We start from the raw sequence: 22,994 nt of genomic DNA on the forward strand, positions 1-22,994 counted from the left end.
CCGCCCGTCTTCCGCGAGCGAGCGATTCAAGAGACCGCACGACCTTGTCGGGGGTATCGTGACGGCGCCGGCGTACGACGAGATATCGACCCACGACGACCTCGTCGCGTGGTCGCGCGACTACTGCAAGGACGTCCGCCGCGAGTGGCTGGTCGACGTCCGCTTCGACCTCGTCGAGTGGGAGGTCTCGACGCGCGCCAAGCGCCGAGCGGCCGCACTCAAACGCCCGAAGATCCCGGAAGCGGAAGTCGGCACCCCGATCGACTGGGAGTCGGCGGTCGCAGCGGGTGGCCGGCGGGCCGGCGGCCGTCCGTTCCCGGCCACGCTGTCGCTGACGTGGGACGCCTTCGACGCCTTCGACCGCGAGGAGTGGGAGTCGACCCTTCGCCACGAACTCGTCCACCTCGAACAGTACCAGCACTGCGGCACCACCGACCACGGATCCGCGTTCAAAGCTCGCGCCCGCGAACTCGACACCGAGGTCCACTGCGAGACGTTCTCCGACCCGAAGTACGTCCTCCGCTGTGCGGAGTGCGACGCGCTCGTCGCTCGGCGCTACAGGGACTGCAAGCTCGTCCGCCGGGCCGACGAGTACCGGTCGTCGTGCTGTCAGGCGGCGCTCGCGGTCGAGTAGCGGACCCGAACCGTCTCGGGTCGTCGCCCTGTCGTCCGATCAGGTCATCGCACAGTCGTCCGCTCAGGTCACCGCACAGTCGTCCGCTCAGGTCATCGCCCCCGCGCCCTCGTCGAGATGTTCGCGGGCGTACGCGACCAGGACGTCCGCGTACGACGAGAACAGCGGACACCGCACGGCCGTCTCGGCAAGCGCTTCGCGGGCGTTCTCGTCCGTGTACGTCGTCGGCTGCGAGAGGTACGGGAGCGCAGCGGGTTCGATCCCCAGTTCGTCAGCGATCCCCGGGACGCGTTCGGTCGCGACGCGGGCGAGCCTGGTCGTCCCCCTGAGGGGGAGGACCCGTCGCCCGGCGGCCCGCCCGAGTGTCTCCACGAGTCGGCGGATCGTCGGCGGGTGCGGGTTACAGAGCTGATAGACCTCGCCGGCCGAGTCGTCGCGCGCCGATATCGCGGCCATCGCGTCGACGACGAAGTCCCGCGGGACGACGTTCAGCCGGGTCGCGGACGGCCTGAGCGGGACTGGCACTGCGGCGACGGGCCACTGCCGGAGGATCAGTTTGAGCAGGTAGTACGGCCCGTCGAACTTCTGGGTCTTGCCCGTGCGGCTGTCTCCCACCGCGATCGCCGGCCGGTACACCGTCGCCGGGAACCCCTCCTTCATCCGGGCCTGGACGAGCCGCTCCGCTTCGAACTTGGTCGCCTCGTAGTGGTTGTGGAACGACTGGCCGACGTCGAGGTCTTCGTGCGTGAAGGTCCCGTCGTACCGGCCGCTGACGAAACACGTGCTGACGTAGTGGAACCGGTCGACGTCCGCACCGACCGCGAAGTCGAGCACGTTCCGGGTGCCGTCGACGTTCACCCGGTCGGCCAGCGGTCGCGCGACGCCGAGGTCGTACACCGCTGCGAGGTGATAGACCACGCGCGCATCTCGCCGGAGTCCGTCGTAGTCGTCGACCGCGAGTCGTGGGTCGGTGATGTCGCCCTCGACGAGCCGAACCCGGTCGCGGTCGACCCCGGCCTCGTCGGTCAGCGTCGCGGCCCGCTCGTCCGCCCGCTCCCGATAGTGTGACTGGACGAGGCAGACGAGCCGCTCGTCGGTACGCGAGAGCAGCCGCGACAGCAGCGCCGACCCGAGGAATCCGGGGAACCCGGTGAGCAACTGCATCGTCACTCACCCAGCGGCGAACGCTCGCGAAGCCAGCGGAGCGCGCGGACGCCCGCCGTCGCGCCCGCTGCGGTGAAACGGTCGGGAACGGCGTCCGGGAACGCCAGCGGGTGACCGCGCTGAGTCGTGACTGTCTGTGACTCCGTGTACTCGCGGATCCCCTCGCGCCCGTGGCGGCGGCCGATCCCCGAGTCGCCGACGCCGCCCATCGGCGCGTCCGTCGACAGCCACATGGCCCGGTAGCCGTCGTTGATCGAGACGGTCCCGGTTTCCAGCCGGCGGGCGACGCGCTCGCCGCGGTCGGCGTCGCCGGTCCAGACGCTCGCGTGGAGGCCGTAGTCGGTGTCGTTGGCCCGCTCGACGGCCTCGTCGACGCCGTCGACCGGCACGACCGAGACGACCGGACCGAACGTCTCCTGGCTCGCGGCCGTCGCTTCTGCCGGCAGGTCTGTGAGGACAGTCGGTTCGTACACCCACGGACCCACGTCTTCACGCCGCTGGCCGCCCGTCTCGACCGTCGCACCGCGCTCGCGGGCGTCCTCGACGTGCGATTCGACCGTTTCCAACTGTTCGGCGCTGATCAGCGACCCGACGTCGGGGCCGTAGTCGAACCCCACGCCGAGGTCCTGTCGTTCGGTCGCGTCGACGAACCGCTCGCGGAGTTCGTCGTACACCGGCCGCTCGACGTAGACGCGCTCGGTCGCGATGCAGAGCTGGCCGGCGTTCGCGTAACAGCCGTTGATCAGGCCGCGGACGGTCGTCTCGACGTCGGCGTCGTCGAGCACGAGCGCGGCGTTCTTCCCGCCGAGTTCCAGCGAGGCGTCGACGAGGTGTTCGCCCGCGAGGGCGGCGACTTCGCGGCCGACCGCGGTGCTCCCGGTGAACCGCAGGTGGTCGACTCGCGAGATCAGCGGCTCGCCCAGTCGCTCGCCGTCGCCGGTCACGACCTGGAAGAGGTCGGCGGGCAGCCCGGCGGATTCGAGCAGGTCGACCGCGACCAGCGCGGAAAACGGCGTCTGCTCGGCGGGCTTCAGGACGGCACCGTTGCCGGCGAGGAGTGCGGGCAACAGGTCCGAGACGGCGAGCGTGAACGGGTAGTTCCACGGCGAGATACAACCGACGACGCCGACGGGATCCGCGTGCTCGACCGTTCGTGTGAGCCCCGGGATCGCGCCGGAACGGCGTGCGGATTCGAGGTGCCCGGGGCCGCGTCGGGCGTAGTACTCGGCGGTGGCGACGACGTCGAGCACTTCTTCGAGGGCGTCGAAGCGCGCTTTGCCGGTCTCTAACTGGACGACGTCGAGCAGGTCGCTCCGGTTCGCGGTCACCGCGTCGGCGAACCGGCGGAGCACGTCGGCCCGCTCGGAGACCGGTCGAGCGGCCCACTCGGCCTGGGCGGCCCGCGCTCGCTCGACCGCGGCGGCCGCGTCGTCGGGTGTGCAGTCCGGAACCGACCCGAACCGCTCGCCGGTCAGCGGTGTCCTGACCGGCGACGACTCCCTGTCGCCGACGGTCGTGACGCCCCTGCAGAGGCGCTCCCGGTCGCGTTTCGACAGCGCGGAATCCGCGCGAGACGGTGCCATGCGCACTGTCAGGGAACCTGGCTATTTCGGTGTTTCCCGTCGCCGGGGCCCGCCGCCGGGTTCGGGGCGAACCGCGGGCTTGAAGCGCGCGGGCGGCCGACGAGCGAGCAATGAGCGACGAGACGCCACGCGAGACGTTCGAACACGACCCGATCGGCCACGCAGAGGCCCGCGCGGGCATGACCGTCGGCGAACTGGCCGACGAGTACGGGAACGCCGGCATCGGTGCCAGCGCCCTCCACGAGGCGGTCGACGTCTACGCCGAGATGCTCGACGACGACGTGACCAACTTCTTCGGCCTCGCCGGCGCGATGGTCCCGACCGGGATGCGACGCATCGTCGCCGACCTGATCCGGGACGGGCACATCGACGCGCTCGTAACTACCGGCGCGAACCTCACCCACGACGCGATCGAGGCCATCGGCGGCAAACACCACCACGGGCAGGTCCACGAAGAGGGCAAGACCGAGCGCGAGCACGACGAGCGCCTGCGCGACGAGGGCGTCGACCGCATCTACAACGTCTACCTCCCGCAGGAGCACTTCGCGCTGTTCGAGAGCCATCTCCGCGACGAGGTGTTCCCGACGCTCGAAGCGGAGTGCGAGGAGTCGGGCGCGGTCAGCATCCAGCGGTTCACCGAGGAACTCGGCCGCGCGAACGCCGCGGTGAACGACGAGGGCGACATCGACGAGGGCGCGGGCGTCGCGGCCGCCGCGTACGAACACGACGTCCCGATATACTGCCCGGCCGTGCAGGACTCCGTGCTGGGCCTCCAGGCGTGGATGTACTCGCAGACGAGCGAGTTCACGCTCGACGCACTGGCGGACATGACGACGATCACCGACCAGGCCTTCGAGGCGGAGGAGGCGGGCGCGATGGTCGTCGGTGGCGGCGTCCCGAAGAACTACACGCTCCAGACGATGCTGGTGGCGCCGGACGCCTACGACTACGCGGTCCAGTTGACGATGGATACCCCGGAGACGGGCGGCCTCTCCGGTGCGACGCTGGACGAGGCCCGATCGTGGGGCAAACTGGAGAAGGCGGCTCGGAACGCCTCCGTCTACGCCGACGCGACGATCACCCTCCCGTTAGTCGTCGCCGCCGCCCGCGAGCGGGTCGAGAACCGCGACTGAGCAGCCCCTGCCGGAAAGACGTAGGACCCGCCCAACGATTTACTCGCGTTTTAAAAATTAATTCTATGGCAGCAATTATCAAACGATCGGTTGCCAAACTACCTTTATCACGGTCGGATGTGAACGAATGGGTACGATGTCACAATACGGGACACCGATAGAGTCCCCGGCCGCGGCGCTCGCAGATCCCCGGACAGCGGACAACGTCGTGTACGACCCGACGCTCTCGGAGCTGCGCGAGTTCGCGCGGGAGAAGGAGACGACGACGGAGTACGGGTCGCCGTCGTACGTGAGCGAACACCAGTCGCGCAACGCCGACCTGACGGAGAACGCGCTCGACGCCGACTTCGGCGCCGGCGACTACGAGCACGTCGAGACGGTCCTCGACGCCGCTGCGGACCGCGAGATGGTCTGTCTGGACCGCCAGCTCGGCCGCCACCCCGAGAACAGCTACGTCTGCCGCTACTACGTCCCGAAGGAGTTCAGCCGGATCGCGCTGTCGTGGGCCAACCTCCTCAAACCCGCGTCCGAGGGGGCCGAGCCCGACTTCACGACCGTCCAGCTTCCGGACGCCGACGAGGTGGCCATCCGCGTACTCCCCGACGAGGGGTTCACCGCCGTCCTCGGGACCGACTACTCCGGCGAGGCCAAGAAGTCGTTCCTGCGGCTGTTCATGCTCGACGCCAAGCGCCAGGGCGGCCTCGGCCTCCACGCCGGCACCAAGCGCGTCCGCCTCCAAACCGGGGACCGCGACGGTGACGGCGAAGACGACCTGGAGACGGTCGGACAGGTCTTCCTCGGCCTCTCGGGCACCGGCAAGTCGACGCTCACCGCCCACGGTCTGGGACTCGAAGCCCCGGAAGATGCGACGATGCTCCAGGACGACGTCTGCGCCCTGCGCGAGGACGGCACGGTCGCCGGGAGCGAGGGCGATGGGCTATACATCAAGACCATCGGACTCGGTCCCGACGAACAGCCGGCTATGTACGAGGCCGCGACCCACGAGTCGGCGGTGCTGGAGAACGTCGACGTCGCCGACGACGGGACGGTCGACTTCGACAGCGACGCCCACACCGCCAACGCCCGCGCCATCGTCCGGCGCGAGCACCTCCCCTCGGCGGACGAGGACATCGACCTCCCCGCCGTCGACCAGGTGTTCTTCATCACGCGCAACCCCGCGATGCCGCCCATCGCGAAGCTCTCGCCCGAGGAGGCCGCCGTCGCGTTCATGCTCGGCGAGTCCGTCCAGACCAGCGCCGGCGACCCCGACAGCGCGGGCGAGGCCATCCGCGTCGTCGGGACCAACCCCTTCATCATCGGCTCGGAGGGCGAGGAGGGCAACCGCTTCCGCGACCTCGTCGCCGACCTCGACGTGGAGGCGTACCTCCTGAACACCGGGACCGTCGGCGACCGCGACGTCGGCGTCGACGACACCGTGACGCTGCTCCGCGAGGTCAGCCGCGGCCGCGTCGAGTGGACCGACGACCCGACGACGGGGCTGACCGTCCCCGACGCCGTTCCGGAACTGGACGTGAGCCGCTTCGACGTCGGTGACGCGCTGGCGGACGCCGACGAACAGATCGCCGACCTGCGCGAGGAGCGCCGCGAGTACCTCGACGAGTTCGAGGATCTGGACGAAGCGATTCAAACGGCCGTCTACTGACGGATTCGAGCGCTGCGGAGCGGCCGTCGTCTCGGGCGTTCTCTGGCCGCTCTCGACACTTCGCAGATCAGAAGTCCGCGTCCTCGAGGTGCGCGTTCCGGTATCCCGGTCTCAGGCGTCTCCGCGCGCCCTGTCGACGAATTCGTCCGGCAGGTCGTCTATCTCGCCGGCCTGGACCGCCCAGAGGTTCGCGTATAGCCCGTCCACTTCGAGCAGTTCCTGATGCGTGCCGCGTTCGGCGACGCGCCCGTCTTCCAGCACCAGGATCGAGTCGGCGTCGGTCACCGTCGAGAGGCGGTGGGCGATGACGAAGGTAGTCCGGTCGGCGGCCAGGCGGTCGAGCGAGCGCTGGATGAGCACCTCCGTCTCCGTGTCGACGGCCGAGGTCGCCTCGTCGAGGATCAGAATGTCCGGATCCTGCAGGACGGTGCGGGCGATCGAGATGCGCTGGCGCTGGCCGCCCGAGAGCCGCGCGCCGCGTTCGCCGACCTGGGTGTCGTAGCCGTCAGCGAGTTCCTGGATGAACTCGTGAGCCTCCGCGGCCTTGGCGGCCTCGATGATCTCCTCGCGGGAGGCGTCGAACTCCCCGTAGCGGATGTTCTCGGCGACGGTCCCGTCGAAGAGGTACGTCTCCTGGCTGACGTAGCCGATCGACTCCCGGAGGCTCCCGACGGTCACGTCGCGCACGTCGTGGCCGTCGACGCGGATGGCGCCGTCGTCCACGTCGTAGAGTCGCATCAGGAGCTTGACCGCCGTCGACTTGCCAGCGCCGGTCGGCCCGACGAACGCCACCGTGTCGCCCGCCTCGGCGTCGAAGCTCACGTCTTCGATGATCGTCTCCTCGTCGTAGCCGAAGGTCACGTCGTCGTACTCGACCGCCCCTTCGACGGGGTCGAGTTCGATCGCGTCGGGGCCGTCCTCGATGCGGACGGGCGTGTCCATGAGGCCGAAGATGCGCTTGCCGCTGGCGCGGGCGTTCTCGAACCAGTCGATGATGTTCGAGATCTGCGCCAGCGGGTCGATAAAGCGCTGAGTCAGGAAGATGAAGACGACGAACTCCCCGACGGAGAGCTCGCCGGAGAAGAAAAGCGGCGGGCCCGAGAACAGCCATAGCCCGCCGACGACGAACGTGGCGACGAACGAGAGGCCCGCGAGCAGGCGCATCCCCGGCCGGTAGAGGAAGGCGAGTTTCAGCACGTCCATGTTCGTCGTGTAGAAGTTCCACGACGCCCGCTCGACACGCTCGGTCTCGAAGTCCTCCGTGTTCGAGGTCTTGACGAGCTGCATCCCGCCGATGGAGTTCTCCAGTTGGGTGTTGAGGTCGCCGACGCTGGAGCGGACGGCGTCGTACCGCGGCGCGACCTTGCGGCTGAACCAGATCGTAAAGAGCGTCATCAGCGGCACGCCGACGAGCGTCACCAGTGCGAGCTGCCAGTTCATCGAGATGAGCAGGGCGCCGATGGCCAGCACCATGATGACGAGCCGGAAGCCGTTCTTCAGCGCTTGGTCGAGAAAGCGCTCCAGGTTGGTCGCGTCCTGGTTGAGGATGGACATGGCCTCGCCGGTCTGCTGCTCGTCGAAGAAGGCCATGTCGAGCTCCTGCATCTTCCGGAAGGTGTCGACGCGGACCGCGTGCAGCGAACGGTGGGCGAACACGTCGCTCGTGATCCCCTGTGCCCACGTGCAGGCCGCCGTGACCACGAACGCGCCGACGATGAGCGCCACGGAGAACCAGAACTGCGCCTTCGGCTCCGCGGGGAGCCACGCGTTCGGTACGAGCGGGAGCGAGTAGTCGCTCGACCCGTTGAACACGGCGTCGATGGCCGTCCCGAGCACCAGCGGCGGGACGAGACTGGAGAGCCGCGCGACGAGGTTCATCGCCACGGCGACGACGAACCAGTGGACCCGCGGCAGCCCGTACTCCCGGAACACCCGACGCAGCGGGGCCTCGACCTCGTCGACTCGGTCCGCGACCGCGACTGTCGTGCCTTCGGACATTCGATCGTGTCCGGCCAGTCGATAGTCCCGCAAAAGGGTTTGCATTCTCCGCTGCCGACAGGTCAGTTACCGGAGAGACGTTCCGCGACCGGTGTGTCGATCAGCGGGCGTCGAGCACGACCCCAGCGGAAAACCTGTCAGTTACCGATCAGCGACGAGCGCCGGCGCCCGGCCGGACTCGTCGACGGTCACCTCGCGGCCGAAGGCGGCGAGGAGGTCGCGGTTCGAGGACACGTGGTTGGTGACTCGCGGTATCGATAGCCGACCGCCCGCGAGCGCGAGGAAGACCAGCAACTGGTCGGCGAGGTGGGCGTCGACGGCCGCCCCGGATTCCCGCCATCGACGGATCGCGTCGGACGCCTCACGCGCCACGTCCTCGGCCGGCTTCGCGGGCGCTCCGTACGCGTCGAACCCGACCGGCGAACCGCCGGCGTCGACGCGGACCGTCACGACCGAGCCCGAGCTCTCGGCGGCCGCGTACGCCGTGCGGTGGTGGACCACTTGGACACCGAGCCCAGCGATCGCGTCGGTCGCGGCGTCGGCCTGCCGCTCGGCGACGTCCCCGTCTGCGAGGTCAGCTGACGCTTTCGAGTAGACGCGCGCCGCGGTCGGCCGTCCCGGCTCGACGAGGTCGAGCGGCGAGAGCGTCGACGGCCAGAGGCGTAACGTCGCGCGACCGCCGCCAGCCGGATAGAACCCCGTCCGTTCGCAGTCGACGGTCGCGGCGATCCCCAGGCGACGGAGGAGCGGAATCTTGACCTCGCGGTAGTAGTCGAGCGGCGGCGACCACTTCACGTCGGTCCCGCCCGTCGCAGTGAGCGTCAGCGGTTCGTCGATCCGGGTCGCCAGCGGCAGTAACGTGTCGAACAGCAGCGTCAGGCTACCGGCGGTCCCGATATCGACCTCGTAGCGGCCGCCGGACGGCGTCCCCGGCTCGAACCGGACGGTCTCGGACCCCTGTTCGGCGCCCTCGACCGTGGCGTCACAGACCGCCGCCGCTGTCTCGACGGCCGCGAGGTGCTGCGGTTTGAGACCGGGCGTCGATCGCGTCCCCCGCACGTCCGTTATCTCGACGGGTTCCCCGTCGAGCATCGCGAGCGAAAGGGCGGTCCGAACCAGCTGGCCCCCGCCGTCCCCCCCGTCGACCTCCAACATAGCCGGCGCTTGCTCGCGGACTGGTATATGTTTCCCGGTGGGCGTCTCGAACTGGACAAAACGACACTCTCGGGCTGTCGAAGCAGGTCTGTTCCGGTCGTAGCGGCGGCTCTCGGATGGGGACAGCATGTGGAACTATCCGCCGAGAGGCGTCGAACGGGTCTGTCCGCTCGACATCCGGCGTGCTATCGCGACCGCGAGGAAAGGAGGACGGACGGTCTCGCCGCTCTCACTCGGACCGGCTCTGGACCATCCGCTCGACGCGGCCGACCAGCGTGTCGCGGCCGGTCGCGCGCTTGACCATGTCGCTCATCTTCGTCTGTTCGAAGTAGCTGGCGAACGCGAGGATCGTCGGCGGCCACAGACCCACGAATATCCCCTGTTCTTTGTCACCTTTGGCGTAGAAGAAAAACCAGGACAGCGCAACTGACCCGGCCGCCAGGATCACCGCGGGGTCCGTACCTGTCTCCTCGGCCGCTCGCATCGCCTCTTGCTGTTGACCTTGTGATTCCATGCAGCCGCTCTTGGGCCGGACCGGGTTTAGTTAGCCGCTCGGTAGGTGAGACAACCCCAGGTTACCGGCCGGCGAGAGTGAACATCCCGAACTTACGAACGGAAACCATCGGTTACTCGCCGGCCGACGGACCCGGCGGGACCGTCTCCGGAGCCCGGCGGCGGGATGTGGAAACCGACTTGCCGACCGACGGCGTAGCGTCGACCGGCCGATGACGATCCGCGTCTCCGAGCCGGCCTGACGACCCGGCCGTGACGACCCCTATGAGTTCCGAGGCCACCGACGTTCCGACGAGCCGCGGGACGCGGGTACATCGGACCGGTCCGCTCTGACACCGCGAATTACCGTCCAGGAGTCGCTGAATCCACCGAATACGCCCACCCAGTAGATCGTCGATGAGCGGTTCGCTTGCCGTCGAAAACGAGGACGAAGAAGATGAGTTATGAGTCTGGAACGCACGCGGCAACATAGCGACCGCGAACGCACAACAATGTCTGGCAAATACGACCTCGTCATCGTCGGCGGCGGCATCAGTGGCGCATCGCTCCTGTACACGACCGCGAAGTTCACCGACATCGGCTCCATCGCGCTGATCGAGAAGGAGCCGGAGATCGCGGCGATCAACTCCCATCGGACGAACAACTCCCAGACCCTCCACTTCGGGGACATCGAGACGAACTACACGCTCGAGAAGGCCGAGGAAGTCAAGGAAGGCGCGGAGTTGCTCGCGGGTTACCTGGAGCACTACGACTCCGAACGGGAGATGCACGCGAAGCGGAGCAAGATGGTACTCGGCGTCGGCGACGAGGAAGTCAGGTCGCTCGAACGACGCTACGACGAGGAGGGCTTCGGCGACCTATTCCCGAAGCTCCGTCCGATCGAGCGCGACGAGATCGCCGACGTCGAACCCAAGGTGGTGGAGGGTCGTGACCCTCACGTGGACATGCTCGCGCTCCAGACGCCCGACGGCTACGTCGTCGACTACGGGCAAACCACCAAGTCGTTCGTCGAGCGGGCGGCCGAGGAGTCGAACGTCGACGTCTACACCGGCACCGAGGTCACGGACATCACGCCGACGCTCGACGGCTACACCATCGAGACGACCGAGGGTCGCTTCGACTGCGACGCCACCGTCGTCGCCGCCGGTTCCCACAGCCTCCAGATCGCGAAGGAGCTCGGCTACGGCGAGGACAAGGTGTTACTCCCCGTCGCCGGGAGCTTCTTCCTCGCCGACGACCTGCTGAACGGGAAGGTGTACACGCTCCAGATGAAGAAACTGCCGTTCGCTGCGGTCCACGGCGACGCCGACGTCCACGACCCCTCTATCACGCGGTTCGGTCCGACCGCGAAACTCGTCCCGACGCTCGAACGCGGCCGCATCTCGACGGTCGAGGACTTCCTCGACGTGTTCGGGCTGAACGCGGCGGCGTTCCTCAGCTACGCGAACATCCTCTCGGATAAGGTCCTGCTCCCGTACGTTCTCCGAAATCTCCTCTACGACGTCCCGGAGGTCGGTCCGAAACAGTTCCTCCCGCACGTCCAGAAGGTCGTCCCGAGCGTCGAACTCGACGACATCGAGCGCGCGAAGGGCTATGGCGGCGTCCGCCCGCAGATCGTCGACACGAAGAACAAGTCGCTGGACATGGGCGAGGCGAAGATCGTCGGCGACGACATCATCTTCAACATCACGCCGTCGCCCGGCGCCTCCACCTGTCTGAAGAACGCGATGCGGGACACGCGGACGCTCATCGACTTCCTCGGCGACGACTACGAGTTCGACGAGTCCGCGTTCCGCGCGGACACCATCGACAACTTCCCGCGCGAGGCCGACGGGTCAGTCGACATGGAGACGGCCGGCGGGTCCGACCCAGCGAACGCGGCCGACACGGCTACCGACGACTGACGACGCCTTTCAGCGAGCGCGAAACGCCCGAATCGTGTCGCGCTTCCCGTCACGCCGGTCGACCTGCTCGAAGCCGAGACCGGTGAAGATCTCCCCCCAGTCCCGGTAGTAGAGCGGGAACTCGTCGCGGACGTAGTTCACGTCGGGGTCGTCCTCGTTTTCGACGCGCTCGGCGTCCGCCGCCTCCTCCTCGATCTCCACGGTGACGAGCAGGTCGTCCGTGACCCGGGCGATCTCCTCGAACACCCACGCCGCGTCGGGGTGGATGTGCTGGAGCGTCTGGACGGAGTAGACGGCGTCGAACTGGCCGTCCGCGAAGCCGCCGATCACGTCCTCGATGGCGTCGGCGTAGAAGGTGCCCGACTCGCGGAGTTCGGGGTACTGATCGGCCATCACGTCGAAGGCGCCCTCGTTGAGTTCGACGCCGGAGAGATCGTCGAGCCCGCCGTCGAGGAGGTGCGCGAGGTGACGCCCGGAGCTACAGCCCAGTTCCAGCACCGACGCGTCCCGCGCGACGTGCTGGGTCAACAGATCGAGGACCGTCTCGCTCGTCTCGTCGGGACCGTAGTAGGCGTAGTACTCCGGCGAGTACTCGCCCGAACGGTCCTCCCACTGGTTCCGGACGTCGTTAGAATCCACACTCAAACGCCGCGCGGGAGACGTATAGTCTCGTCGGCCGACGCCACCGCCGGTTACCCACGCCGTCACGTGCCATACCGCCCGAAACTGCTGATCCGGACGGATCGCCCGGTCGTTGTGACGGATCGAGCGTTCCATCGACCATCTCCCCGACGTACCCAATCAAATACTCATAAACCGCCCCTTTCAGAATACATTGTTTCGATATTTTCCGAATTATCGGACAGATGCGGAATGCTTATACATACCTCCGGCGTTCGTTACATTGTAATGGCAAACGGTAAGGTTGACTTCTTCAACGACACAGGCGGTTACGGTTTCATCGACACCGAGGATGCTGACGACGACGTATTCTTCCACATGGAGGACGTTGGCGGCGAGGATCTGACGGAAGGGACCGAGATCGAATTCGAGATCGAAGACGCCCCCAAGGGCCCGCGCGCGACGAACGTCGTCCGCACGTAACCGAGGTTCGCACTGTCGCCTGACGGCGACCGAACGCACCTTGTTCTACTGCACGTTTCTCCGACGAGCGACTGCGCCCTCCGCGGCGTCGCGGACGGCGTAGTCGAGACTCGTTGGATTCTATAACGCGGCACCCCCGAACGGTGTATGGGCAGTTCGCCGTCGACGCCGATGGAAGCACTCCGCGAGCGTGTCCGGTTCTACCTGCTGGATCACCGAACGCCCGCCGGCAAGGTAATCGACGTCGCGTTGCTCGTCCTCAACCTGGTGTTCGTCGCGGTCTTCGTCGCCCAGACCTACGCCGTCGACCCGGCAACGGAGGCGCGCCTGTGGACGGTCGAGGTACTCATCGCCGGCGTCTTCGCCGTCGAGTACGTGCTCCGTCTCTACGGCGCGCGGAATCGACTGACGGAGTTCGCGAATCCCTACACGATGGTCGACCTGCTGTCGGTGCTCCCGACGGTCGCCGTGCTCGTCGCCCCGGTCTCGGCCGCCCTGCTGAACGTGGGGTTCCTGCGCGTCCTGCGAGTGGTCCGCGTCCTGCGATTCTACCGGTTCACGGAGGACGAGGAGTTCTTCTTCGGGACGGTGTCAGCGGGCGCCCTGCGGGCGATGAAACTCCTGCTGACGGTGCTGGTCGTCCTGTTCGTCTCGGCGGGGCTCTTCTACAGCGTCGAGCACCGGGCGAACCCCGGCGTCTCGAACTTCGGCGACGCGTTCTACTACGTGGTGATCACTCTGACGACAACTGGGTTCGGCGACATCGTCCCCGTGACCCGGGCGGGACGGTGGGTCACCGTGGCGAGCATTCTCGGCGCGATCATTCTCATCCCCTGGCAGGCCGGGAAGATCGTTCGGGCCTGGACCAGCGACGACGAGATTCAGATCACCTGTCCCCAGTCCGGGCTCACCGGTCACGACCCGGACGCCTCTCACTGCAAGGCGTGTGGGCACGTCATCTACCAGGAGTACGACTCGCCGGAGTGACAGTCTCGCTCAGTCGTCCGCGCGTTCGTGGGCCGCTCGCACGTGCTCGCGGGCTTCCTCGGGCGTCATGCCGCGGACGCCACAAGAGCACGAGCGCAGTTCGGGCTCAGTCAGCTCGTCCACCTGTTCGACGCGGTCGCGTTCGAGCCGGTCGGTTTCGGGGTCGTACGCGAAGTACACCCGGTGGTTGACCTGCGCTACGCCCTCGATCCGGTGGTCCTCGTCGGGGTCCGGGTTGGCGATCGCTTCCTCGTGTTCGGCCTGCATCGCGTCTTTCCACTCCTCTAGCCCGGCCTCCGGGTCGCGTTCGTCGGTCACGTCACTACGGATCCCCGCCCGAGAGAAAAATCCAGCGGGCCGCCGGTCGAGCCGGACGGTGATCTCATATAGAATCCGAACTGTACCGGATAGTGACGGAATTCAATAACATACAGGTCCTCCGTAATCGGCCAATCGTGTCATATCACGCTTCGATATCCAGGTGCCGATTTATGCCCATCTAAGCACCTACGAGGCAAGAATGAGATGACACAGCTGCAACAACGGAGCACGGTCGCCGATATGGCGCGCCCCGGCTAAAGTCGGAATATTCGCCATAATTGTGCCCTAAAGATGTTGATTTATGTGATCCATGAACGTGATCGCGATTCAGACTCCCCAGAAACAGAGGTAAGAATAGTAAATATTCGTAATTGTATTTTAATCAGTCATACGTGCGGCGCAGACACGGAAAGCGGCGGGCGGTCGGACCCGTCCCCAGAGCGGTTCCGGCAGGATCGCGACGGCGACATCCCTGGAACTCGCGAAGACGGGTTCGGCCGCTCACGCGACGGCGCTACTCCCCGGCCTCGACCTCACGGGCCTTCGCCCGGAGCCACGCTCGGGTCCCGCCGTTCGGGACGTCCAGTTTCCGGGCGTTGACTTCGAGGTCGGGGTAGCCGCCGACCGCTTCCTGGCTGTCGATGTTGTACCTGACTCCGTCGCTGACGTTCTGCAGGATCCGCTCGTCCGTCGGGGTCCGATCGGCGGGGCGAGCGCCGACGTTCGCAAGGTTGTGGTCGACGGTGTCGTCGCTCGGCATCGCTTCGAGGCCGTCGGGCCACAGCGGCCGTTCGTCGACGACCGTCACGTCGTCGTCGACCATCGGCACGTCGCCGTTGGTGTAGTTGTCCGCGAGGTGAGCGATCGCGGTCTCGACGCCGTCCTCGGCGAAGACGTTCGCTTCGTCCGTGTTCGGGTCGAGATAGGCGTTCCCCTCGATGCTGGCGTCCGTGTCGGGGTCCATCCAGGTGCCGTCCTCGAAGTCGTGGACCACGTTGTTGACGACGACGCTCTCGGTCCCCTCCTTGAGACGCGGGTGGCGATCGGTGTTGAACGCCCAGACGTTCCCCAGCAGAGCGACGTTCTCCGCGTTGTTGCCGATCAGGGAGCCGTAGCCGTGCGGCCCCTTCGGGTGGACCGAGTCGTTCAACGCCTCGGCGACGAGGCAGTTCGACACCGTCGTGTTCTCCGTCCGGTACCCGACGGAGAGACACTCGTCGACGCTCCACGACGCCGACACGTGGTCGATGACGTTGTTCTCCGTCTCGTCGGCCGTGTTGACGGCGTCGAGCGCCCAGTCTTCCGTGGGTTCGTCGTAGCCGGCGTCGCCGAGGCGGACCCGGAGGTGCTGGACGACGCAGTCGTTCGCGCTGACGTTCAGTCGGCCCTTGACGAGCGTGATCCCCGGCGACGGCGCCGTCTGGCCCGCGATGTAGCACTTGTCGAAGGGGATCTGCAGGTCGCGCACGCCCAGGTCGACGGTGCCGCTGGTCTCGAACACCACCAGCCGCTCGCCGTCGACTCTGACCGCCCGCTGGAGTTGCGCGCGCGACGGCTCTCTGATCTTGATGAGCGGCGTGTCGTTGTCGAGCCACGGCGCCGCCTCGGCGAAGCCGTCGCCGGGTCCGAACTGCGACGCGCTGTCCGGACCGGCGTGGTCGGGGCTCCGTCCGTTTGCCGGGTTGCCCGTGCTGAACAGCGCGGTCAGCCCGCGCGCGGTGTCGCCGTCGCTGGTGTCGGCCACCGCCCGCACTTCGTAGTAGCGCCGCCCGGTCAGGTCGTCGGCCTCGAACGTGAACGAGCCCGGCGAGGAGAGCGTCGTCGACTCGGTGGTCTCCCACTCCTCGGTCGGGACCTCGCGGTACTCGAAGTAACACTCCGCCGAGTCGGCCCCGCCGAGGTCGGTCAGCTCGCCGGTAACCGTCGGCGCGGCGCTCCCGTCGTCGGTTACCTCGCCCGTGGAGACGAGGGGGACTCCGGTCTCGACCGTGGTCGAACCGGCGACCTGAACGTCCCCGATGTCCTCGCTCGTGTCCGGCGAGACGCCGGAGAGGTTCTGGAACGACGCGGTGCAGAGCGTTCCGGTGTCGTGGCTCGTGACCGCCAGACCGAGGTAGACGCTGTCTCCCAGCGCCACGTCGCTCGCGCCGAGTTCCTCGACGAGCGTCCAGTTCCCGTTCTCCGTCGAGTGGTAGGTCTCGATAGTGTCGCCGCTGCGGACGAGTCGCAACCAGTCGGCGGGCGTCCCGCCGACGCTCGTCGTATCGGCCCCGTCCGAGGGCCGGTACTGCATCGACGCCTCGCCGTTGGGCCGGCGGCGGACCATCACGTTCGCCGCCGCCGGATCGAGCGAGTCCCTGACCATCGGACCGCCTTTCGCCCAGGAGTCGGTGTCTTCGACCCCGACGTTCTGCACGACGACGTCGAAGTCGCCGGTGACCTCCGTGTAGTAGTAGTGGAACGCGTCCGCGGTCCCCCAGATGTCGTCGCCGCCGCCGACCATCGTGACGACCGTCGCAGCTACCGAACTGCCCGCGAAAAGTCCCGTCGCGGCCGCGCCGATGCTTCCGGCTCCGATCGTTCTGAGAAACGTTCGTCTGTTTGTTCTCATTTGGGTTCCCCCGCCGGCATTTACTCCGCAACTATAATAAAAATTAATGGAAGAGGAGAGAACGTGTTCTTCTTACAGTTCGAGTAGCGATAGTTAATTTTTAGTTGATACTTTTCACACCCGATTACAGTGAAGATACGACGAACGGAGACGCGATCGCGAACAGAATTCGACCGATAGAGGTCGGTCGACCGGTTACTCGAAGGCGGGAATGACTTCCTCGCCGAAGAGGCGGATCTGGTCTTCGACGAGGTCTTTGGGCATGCCGGAGTGGTGGAATCGCAGGGCGAGCTGGTTGAGTTCGAAGCGGTCCTGCATGGCTTCGATCTGCTCGACGATCTGGTCGGGGGTACCGTAGATGAAGCGGTCGTCGGCCAGTTCCTCGAAGTCTTCGACGGAATCGGCGTTCATCAGCGGGTGGGAGAACTCCCCACCGTATTCGTCGACGTAGGTGGTGTGGAGGTACTCCTTGCGCTCCATGACTTCTTCTTCGGTCTCGGCGATGACCGCTTCGCGCATCAGCGGGTGGTCCATCGACTCCCAGTCCTGGTCGGTCTCCTCGACGTGTTCGCGCTGCTGGTTCTTGCGATCCTCGACGATGCCGAGGTCCGCGACCACGCCGGGCACCCACGCGTCGGAGAACTGCACCGAGCGGCGGATCTGCTTGGGCCCCCAGCCGCCGATCCACAGGTTCGGTCGGGGCTCTTGGATCGTCTTGGGCAGCGGCTGCCAGTCTTCGACCTCGAAGAACGGACACTCGTAGCTGATCGGCTCCTCGCTGGAGAGGAACTCGTCGATGAACTGGATGCCCTCGATCATCCGGCCCGCGCGCTCGTCCATCGGCACGCCGAAGGCCTCGAACTCTTCCTCCACGTAGCCCAGGCCGACCCCCAGGGTGAGGCGGCCGTCGGAGATGTTGTCGAGCATCGCCGCGCGCTGGGCGACGTGCAGCGGGTGGTACAGCGGCAGGATCAGCACGGAGGTGACGAGTTCGAGTTCTTCCGTGCCCTGTGCGATGCTGGTGAGACGCGTCAGCGGCGACGGCCAGTAGTTGTCGCCTTCGGTGGCCTGGTGGTCGTTGACCCAGCAGGTTTCGAAGCCGACGTCCTCGGCGACCTGACACTGCTCGACGACACCCTCCCAGGTGTCACCGCCCTCTATCGGGAAAATACCGAATTTCATCGTGATTCGTTCCCACCTGGGGTTGGCCCCTACATACTTCTTACGAGAGGTCGCCGCGCGGGTGGCCGAAATCGGGGGTCAGAGGTGCTGGGCGACGAACGGCCAGACGCCGTCGGCGTAGTACCGGTGCCCGCCGGGACCGACGACGAGTTCGCAGCGGTCCAGCGCGCCCGCGGCCTCGTAAATCTCCGAGAGGTGGTCGAACGCGCGGAAGACGCCCTCGATCGGGAAGATGTTGTCGTCCCGGCCGGCAACGGCGACGAAGGGCCGCGGCGCGATGAGACCGGCCACGTCCCACTGTTCGCCGAGACCGATCACGCCGGGCAGGTAGTTACACTCGCAGTGGTCGATCGACGCGATGGAGTCCTCGAACGTGCAGAAGTACGACGACGGCGCGGCGATGTCGATGCGCTCGTCGACCGCCGCTGCGAACAGGGTGACCGCCCCGCCCCCCGAGTGTCCAGTCAGCCCGATTCGGCCGGCGTCGAGGTCGCCGCGCTCTTCGACGAAGTCGATCAGGCGCGTCACGTCCCAGACGCGGTCGCCGACGAGCGAGCGACCGAACAGCTGGGCGTGCAACTGCATCGTGTGACAGGTTCGATAGCCCATCTCCTCGTCGGCGGGGTTCGTCAGCTCGCCCATGCCGCGCATGTCGGGGGCGATCGCCGCGTATCCGCGTTCGACCGCCTGTACGGCGATGTCGCGCTCGTCCTCCTCGATCTGGCGGCGCTGTTCGTCGGTCTCGGCGCGGCCGACGGCGACTTCCTTCGCGCCGTCGCCGTGGCCGTGCGCGACGAGAACGGTCGGATACGGCGGGTCGGGATCGTCCGGCAGGAGGAGATAGAAGGGGAGGCGCAGGTCCGTCTCGGTCTGTATCGTCCACCGCTGGCGCTCGTAGCCGTCGAGCGACTCGCTGTCGGTCCGGGCCGGCGCGAGCGGCGGGACGCCGACGTCCGCGATCGCGTCGTGGCCGAGCACCGAGCGCAACTCTCCCCGGAACGCGGCCTGCCAGGAGCGGAGCGCGTCGCCGGACTCCCCGTCGTAGGCGTACCGACGCTCGTGGTCGCGGAAGAGCCGCGCCGTCCACGCGTCCGGGTCGAACTGGGAGTCGTCCATCTTGTGTCTCCGGTGGGACGGGGAGCGAGATAAAACCCGCTCTCCGCCGGCGGATCCGTCCCGGTCGCGGACGTGTCGTCCTGCGGCGCGCTCGCGGTCGGTAGGGCCGGAGCCAGTACATTGATGCCACAGGGCGTCGGGGTCGAACTATGCACGTAGACGGTATGCAGTTCCACAACGTGGGCGAGCTCCGCCCGGCAGAGAGCGGCGACGGACGGCTCATCCAGCGCGTCCCCGAAGCGGTCAGAACTGGCCTCAACGAGGGCGCCCAGTCGCGGATGCGCCACCCCGCCGGCGTCGAGCTTCGATTCGTCCCCGAGGACGGCGAAACCGTCGAGCTGACGCTCTCCGTCGAGCCGGGCGGCAGCGCCGAGACCGGGACTGTCCGCGTGTTCTGGGGCCCGATACAGGGGTACGACGAGTTCGAGATCGGCCCGGAACCGACGACCGTCGAGGTATCGATGCCCGAGAAACTGACTCGACTGACGGAGTCCGCGACCGAGGACCTGGCTTTCGACCCGCAGGTCTGTCGCGTCTGTCTCCCGGGGGAGCACCGCGGCGGGTACACCGTCTACCACGGCGCCGACGGCGAGCGCCGCCCGCCCGCCGAGGACGAACTCCCCGACCGCCGGTACCTCGCCTACGGGACGTCCATCACGGAGGGCGAGGCCGTCCTCGGCGAGCACCTGACGTACGTGAGCCAGACGGCTCGGCGACTCGACGCGGACCTGATCAACCTGGGCTCGTGCGGCACCGCCTACTGCGACGAAGCGATGGCCGACCACATCGCACAGCGGGACGACTGGGACGTCGCGAGCCTGTCGCTCTCGGTGAACATGGTCGGGACGTTCTCCGCCGAGACGTTCCGCGAGCGCGCCGAGCACTTCGTCGACACTGTCGCGGCCGCCAATCCGGACAAACCGGTCGCCTGCATCACCATTTTCCGGAACTCCCTCGACGTGGTCGAGGGCGAGGACGAGGCCGGCGAGTGTGAGCGATTCCGCGAGGAACTCCGCGAGGTCGTCGCCGAGTCGCCACACGACAACGTCCACCTGCTCGAAGGCCCCGAGTTGCTTCCCGCTATCGACGGCCTGACGACGGACCTCGTCCACCCCGGCGACGGCGCCATGACGACGATGGCCGAGCGGCTGGCCGCCGAACTCGACCCGCTGCTCGCCGACCGGTAAACGGTTCCCCAGAGGCGAACAGTTTAAGTCCCTCGTCGTTCCTATGTGATACCATGACAAATGCGGCGCACAACGACCGGGGACGCACCATCCGCTCGGTGGAGATAGCGTTCAACATCATCGACGTCCTCCAGGAGAAAGGCGGCGCGGGTGTGACCGAACTCGCGGACGAACTCGACCACTCGAAGAGCACGATCCACAGCCACCTGCGGACGCTCGAAGACCGCGAGATCCTCGTCCGCGAGGGCGACGGCTACCGGCTGAGCCTCCGCATCCTCGACATGGCGACGCACGTCCGCGACCAGGTGGGCAACTACGACGTGATCCGCAGCGAGGTCGACACGCTCGCCGAGGAGACCGGTGAGATCGCCCAGTTCGGGATCGAAGAGCACGGCAAGGTGTCGTACCTCTACAAGACGACCGGCGAGCGCGGCGTCGAGACGGCCTCGCGCGTCGGCACCCAGCAGCCGATGTACTCCACGTCGCTCGGCAAGACGATCCTCGCGTACCTCCCGGAGGACCGAACCGAGGAGATCGTCCAGGCCCAGGCCTACGAGGCGCTGACACCGATGACGATCACGAGCCCCGAGGAGCTGTACGAGGACCTCGAAGCGATACGCGAACGCGGGTACGGCATCGACGACGAGGAGAACTTCGAGGGGCTCCGCTGCGTCTCGGCGCCGGTCAAGAACGAGGAGACCGTCCTCGGCGCGGTGAGCATCACCGGTCCCTCCAGCCGGTTCACCGTCGACCGCATCCACGACGAACTCTCCGACCAGGTCCAGCGCGCGGCGAACGTCATCGAACTCAACACGAAGTTCGCCTGAGCAGCCGTCTCTCTAGTTTTCCGCCCGGTCCCACGGGAACGCGTACGTCGGGTCGTCGACGAACCGATCCATCTCGGCCGATATCGAGACGCGCGTCCCGCTCGGTAGCGAAACGCGCAGCGCGTCCGTTCCCGCTTCGCGCGCTTCGCCGTCGTACTCGACACCGGTGAACTCGTGCTCGGCGTAGGCGCCGGCCTGCGTGACGACCTCGCGGTCCCGACTGCCGCCGTTGACGAGCGTGAGGTCGATGCCCGCCGAGTCGATCGACTCGACGAGCGCGCTGACGCCCTCCGGGAGTCCCGGACGCTCGCGCTCGGGGTCGAAGTGGCGGACCTGCGCCATGACCATCCCGCCGTAGTAGACGGGCTGGGGGGCACCCATCGTCAGATTGAGCAGGCCGCGGTGGAAGACGGGGTTGCGGTCGCGGAGGTAGTCCTCGTTGAGCACGTCGGGTTCGCGGCCCTCCTCGGCCATCCAATCGAGGTGCTCCTGGGTGTGGTTGCGGTTCGCTTCGAGGACGCGCTCGGGGAACTCGGGGAACTCCCCCTCCAGGTAGGCGAGCCAGGGCCACTCGTTGCCGGCACCGTGTTTCGAGGAGGGGCGCATGTCCACCTGCTTCCACTCCCGGGAGCCCCAGTCGCGGAGCTGTTCGACGCGCTCGCGGTCGGCCTCGTCGAGGGACATGTACCAGAGGTGGAACAGGTACGGGTCGTCGCGGTGGGTCTTGAACTCGTACCAGCCGTCGCGCCACGTTATCTCGCCGTCGTCCTCGCGGAGGCCGGAGCCGTTGTAGTGGTAGTCGCCCTCGCCGCCGTACTTGTGGGGGATGTAGAGCGTATCGCCCTGCTCGATGCCGTTCTCGATCAGGGTGTCGAGCTGCTGTCGGTGGAAGTCGAGGTGGTCGCGGTCGCCGGTCAGGAGCGTCGCGTTCTCCGCGGCAGTGGTCGTCCCGACGCCGACGTAGTGCCAGCCGCCCCACGACCAGCCGTACATCCCGCCGTACCACTCGCCGTTCGTGTACTCACCGATCTCGTCGGAGAGCCCGACGTTGTCGGGGATGATCCCGTCGTTTCGCTCGACGCGGTCGCGCCAGGCGTCGAGGTACTCCGTGACCCACTCCCGGTAGTCCTCGTCGCCGGTGTGGAGGTACGCGTTGGTCATCAGGCTGGAGATAGCGAGATTGAGCGGTACGTCGCCCCTCGAACACCGCTCCTCGTAGATCTCGAACAGCCGCTCCTCGTTGTCGGGGTCGAGCAGTTCGGTGGCGTTGTCGAACTCCAGGTCGCGCCAGGGGAGGCCGTGGCTGGCCCAGCGGTAGTCCGCGCCGTAGCCGCCGAAGGTCGACTGCGTCCCGAACGCCGACAGGTCGCTGTACTCCGGGCCTGCGCTGCCGTTCATCGGCGCGCGGACGAGTCGCTCCTCGGAGTCGTAGTTGTTCAACTCGGAGTCCCCGAGGTACATGTCGGCGAACTTCGCCGCGCGCTCGCGGACGGCGTCGTCGTCCGGCGCGGCGAGGCCCATGTTGTACGTGTAGAGGTTCCCCTCGCCGAGGTGGAACCAGTCGCGGCACTGCTCGAACTCGTCGACGACCATCGGGTGGCCGTGTGGCGTGTCGGCCCGCTCGAAACGGGTCAGCGCGCCTTCGTAAGCGTCCTGGGCGTGTTCGAGGAGGGACTCGTCGCCGCCCATCGCGTAGACGAGCGGCCAGTTGTAGAACCCCTCGATGACGTCGTCGTAGCCGTCGACGCCGACGTGGTCCTCCGGCGGCCAGAGCGGTTCCCCGTCGTCGCCGAGGTAGTCCGCGACGAACTCCTCGACCGCGCTCTCGAACAGGTCGAACAGCGCTCGCTGGCGCGCTGCCCACTCGGGCGGCTGGGCGACCGAGCGGCGCGCCGCTACTTCGAACATACTC

At 67.2% G+C, this 22,994-nt stretch carries 19 protein-coding genes; 8 read left to right on the plus strand and 11 right to left on the minus strand.

From position 1 onward, the window contains the following. The first annotated feature begins 58 nt into the window (after positions 1–58). A complete protein-coding gene (locus tag ACMGFH_RS06905; protein ID WP_415382158.1) occupies positions 59–634 on the plus strand; it encodes a SprT-like domain-containing protein in 576 nt (191 codons plus the stop codon). Between the two features lie 87 nt (positions 635–721). Here the strand turns inward: ACMGFH_RS06905 and ACMGFH_RS06910 are convergent, their stop codons facing one another. Next, positions 722–1,798 carry an SDR family oxidoreductase gene (locus ACMGFH_RS06910; protein ID WP_415382160.1) on the minus strand — a complete coding sequence of 359 codons (1,077 nt, stop codon included), beginning with the start codon at positions 1,796–1,798 and terminating at the stop codon, positions 722–724. Between the two features lie 2 nt (positions 1,799–1,800). After that, entirely contained in the window at positions 1,801–3,381 is a 1,581-nt protein-coding gene (locus ACMGFH_RS06915; RefSeq protein WP_415382161.1) for a succinic semialdehyde dehydrogenase, read from the minus strand. Positions 3,382–3,491: 110 nt separating this feature from the next. Here ACMGFH_RS06915 and ACMGFH_RS06920 point away from each other — a divergent pair, with 110 nt between their 5' ends. Together ACMGFH_RS06920 and ACMGFH_RS06925 are read left to right on the plus strand one after the other, a co-directional pair. After that, positions 3,492–4,514: a deoxyhypusine synthase gene (locus ACMGFH_RS06920; protein WP_415382163.1), complete on the plus strand. Its 1,023-nt coding sequence runs from the start codon at positions 3,492–3,494 to the stop codon at positions 4,512–4,514. 136 nt (positions 4,515–4,650) lie between these two features. Further along, positions 4,651–6,177: a phosphoenolpyruvate carboxykinase (ATP) gene (locus ACMGFH_RS06925; RefSeq protein WP_415382164.1), complete on the plus strand. Its 1,527-nt coding sequence runs from the start codon at positions 4,651–4,653 to the stop codon at positions 6,175–6,177. Between the two features lie 111 nt (positions 6,178–6,288). On the opposite strand, the gene ACMGFH_RS06930 is transcribed toward ACMGFH_RS06925, so the two are convergent. From ACMGFH_RS06930 to ACMGFH_RS06940, 3 genes are all read right to left on the minus strand, one after another. Beyond that, positions 6,289–8,175, minus strand: coding sequence for an ABC transporter ATP-binding protein (locus ACMGFH_RS06930; RefSeq protein WP_415382165.1), 1,887 nt, complete (start codon positions 8,173–8,175; stop codon positions 6,289–6,291). A gap of 141 nt (positions 8,176–8,316) precedes the next feature. Further along, on the minus strand, positions 8,317–9,330 hold the full coding sequence (gene rtcA, locus ACMGFH_RS06935) for an RNA 3'-terminal phosphate cyclase (RefSeq protein WP_415382166.1): 1,014 nt from the start codon (positions 9,328–9,330) through the stop codon (positions 8,317–8,319). Between the two features lie 229 nt (positions 9,331–9,559). Beyond that, the gene (locus ACMGFH_RS06940) at positions 9,560–9,844 is read right to left on the minus strand and encodes a hypothetical protein (RefSeq protein WP_415382167.1); all 285 of its coding nucleotides are present in this window, start codon (positions 9,842–9,844) and stop codon (positions 9,560–9,562) included. Between the two features lie 490 nt (positions 9,845–10,334). Here ACMGFH_RS06940 and ACMGFH_RS06945 point away from each other — a divergent pair, with 490 nt between their 5' ends. Further along, positions 10,335–11,747, plus strand: a complete 1,413-nt coding sequence (locus tag ACMGFH_RS06945) for an FAD-dependent oxidoreductase (RefSeq protein ID WP_415382168.1) — start codon at positions 10,335–10,337, stop codon at positions 11,745–11,747. A 9-nt stretch (positions 11,748–11,756) separates the two neighbouring features. Here the strand turns inward: ACMGFH_RS06945 and ACMGFH_RS06950 are convergent, their stop codons facing one another. Further along, positions 11,757–12,386: a class I SAM-dependent methyltransferase gene (locus ACMGFH_RS06950; protein WP_415382170.1), complete on the minus strand. Its 630-nt coding sequence runs from the start codon at positions 12,384–12,386 to the stop codon at positions 11,757–11,759. A gap of 270 nt (positions 12,387–12,656) precedes the next feature. Here ACMGFH_RS06950 and ACMGFH_RS06955 point away from each other — a divergent pair, with 270 nt between their 5' ends. Both ACMGFH_RS06955 and ACMGFH_RS06960 read left to right on the plus strand, forming a co-directional pair. After that, positions 12,657–12,851, plus strand: a complete 195-nt coding sequence (locus tag ACMGFH_RS06955) for a cold-shock protein (RefSeq protein ID WP_274322949.1) — start codon at positions 12,657–12,659, stop codon at positions 12,849–12,851. A gap of 147 nt (positions 12,852–12,998) precedes the next feature. Next, positions 12,999–13,838 (plus strand): potassium channel family protein, encoded by an 840-nt coding sequence (locus tag ACMGFH_RS06960; RefSeq protein ID WP_415382173.1) that lies wholly within the window; start codon positions 12,999–13,001, stop codon positions 13,836–13,838. A 9-nt stretch (positions 13,839–13,847) separates the two neighbouring features. Here ACMGFH_RS06960 and ACMGFH_RS06965 read toward each other — a convergent pair whose 3' ends face one another. The 4 genes from ACMGFH_RS06965 to ACMGFH_RS06980 all read right to left on the minus strand — a co-directional run bounded on the left by ACMGFH_RS06965 (position 13,848) and on the right by ACMGFH_RS06980 (position 19,068). Then, positions 13,848–14,156 (minus strand): hypothetical protein, encoded by a 309-nt coding sequence (locus ACMGFH_RS06965; protein ID WP_415382175.1) that lies wholly within the window; start codon positions 14,154–14,156, stop codon positions 13,848–13,850. 517 nt (positions 14,157–14,673) lie between these two features. Then, positions 14,674–16,770 (minus strand): pectate lyase, encoded by a 2,097-nt coding sequence (locus ACMGFH_RS06970; RefSeq protein ID WP_415382176.1) that lies wholly within the window; start codon positions 16,768–16,770, stop codon positions 14,674–14,676. A gap of 195 nt (positions 16,771–16,965) precedes the next feature. Further along, complete coding sequence (locus ACMGFH_RS06975) at positions 16,966–17,952, minus strand: LLM class flavin-dependent oxidoreductase (protein WP_415382177.1); 987 nt, start codon at positions 17,950–17,952, stop codon at positions 16,966–16,968. A gap of 78 nt (positions 17,953–18,030) precedes the next feature. Then, on the minus strand, positions 18,031–19,068 hold the full coding sequence (locus tag ACMGFH_RS06980; RefSeq protein ID WP_415382178.1) for an alpha/beta hydrolase family protein: 1,038 nt from the start codon (positions 19,066–19,068) through the stop codon (positions 18,031–18,033). A 149-nt stretch (positions 19,069–19,217) separates the two neighbouring features. Between ACMGFH_RS06980 and ACMGFH_RS06985 the strand changes: the two genes are divergently transcribed. Then, on the plus strand, positions 19,218–20,255 hold the full coding sequence (locus ACMGFH_RS06985) for an SGNH/GDSL hydrolase family protein (RefSeq protein WP_415382179.1): 1,038 nt from the start codon (positions 19,218–19,220) through the stop codon (positions 20,253–20,255). A gap of 53 nt (positions 20,256–20,308) precedes the next feature. Continuing rightward, positions 20,309–21,082, plus strand: a complete 774-nt coding sequence (locus ACMGFH_RS06990; RefSeq protein ID WP_415382180.1) for an IclR family transcriptional regulator — start codon at positions 20,309–20,311, stop codon at positions 21,080–21,082. A gap of 12 nt (positions 21,083–21,094) precedes the next feature. Here the strand turns inward: ACMGFH_RS06990 and ACMGFH_RS06995 are convergent, their stop codons facing one another. Further along, positions 21,095–22,990, minus strand: coding sequence for a hypothetical protein (locus ACMGFH_RS06995; protein ID WP_415382182.1), 1,896 nt, complete (start codon positions 22,988–22,990; stop codon positions 21,095–21,097). Positions 22,991–22,994 lie beyond the last annotated feature (4 nt).

The organism is Halosimplex rarum, assembly GCF_047715405.1.
GTDB classification, from domain to species: Archaea; Halobacteriota; Halobacteria; order Halobacteriales; family Haloarculaceae; genus Halosimplex; species Halosimplex rarum.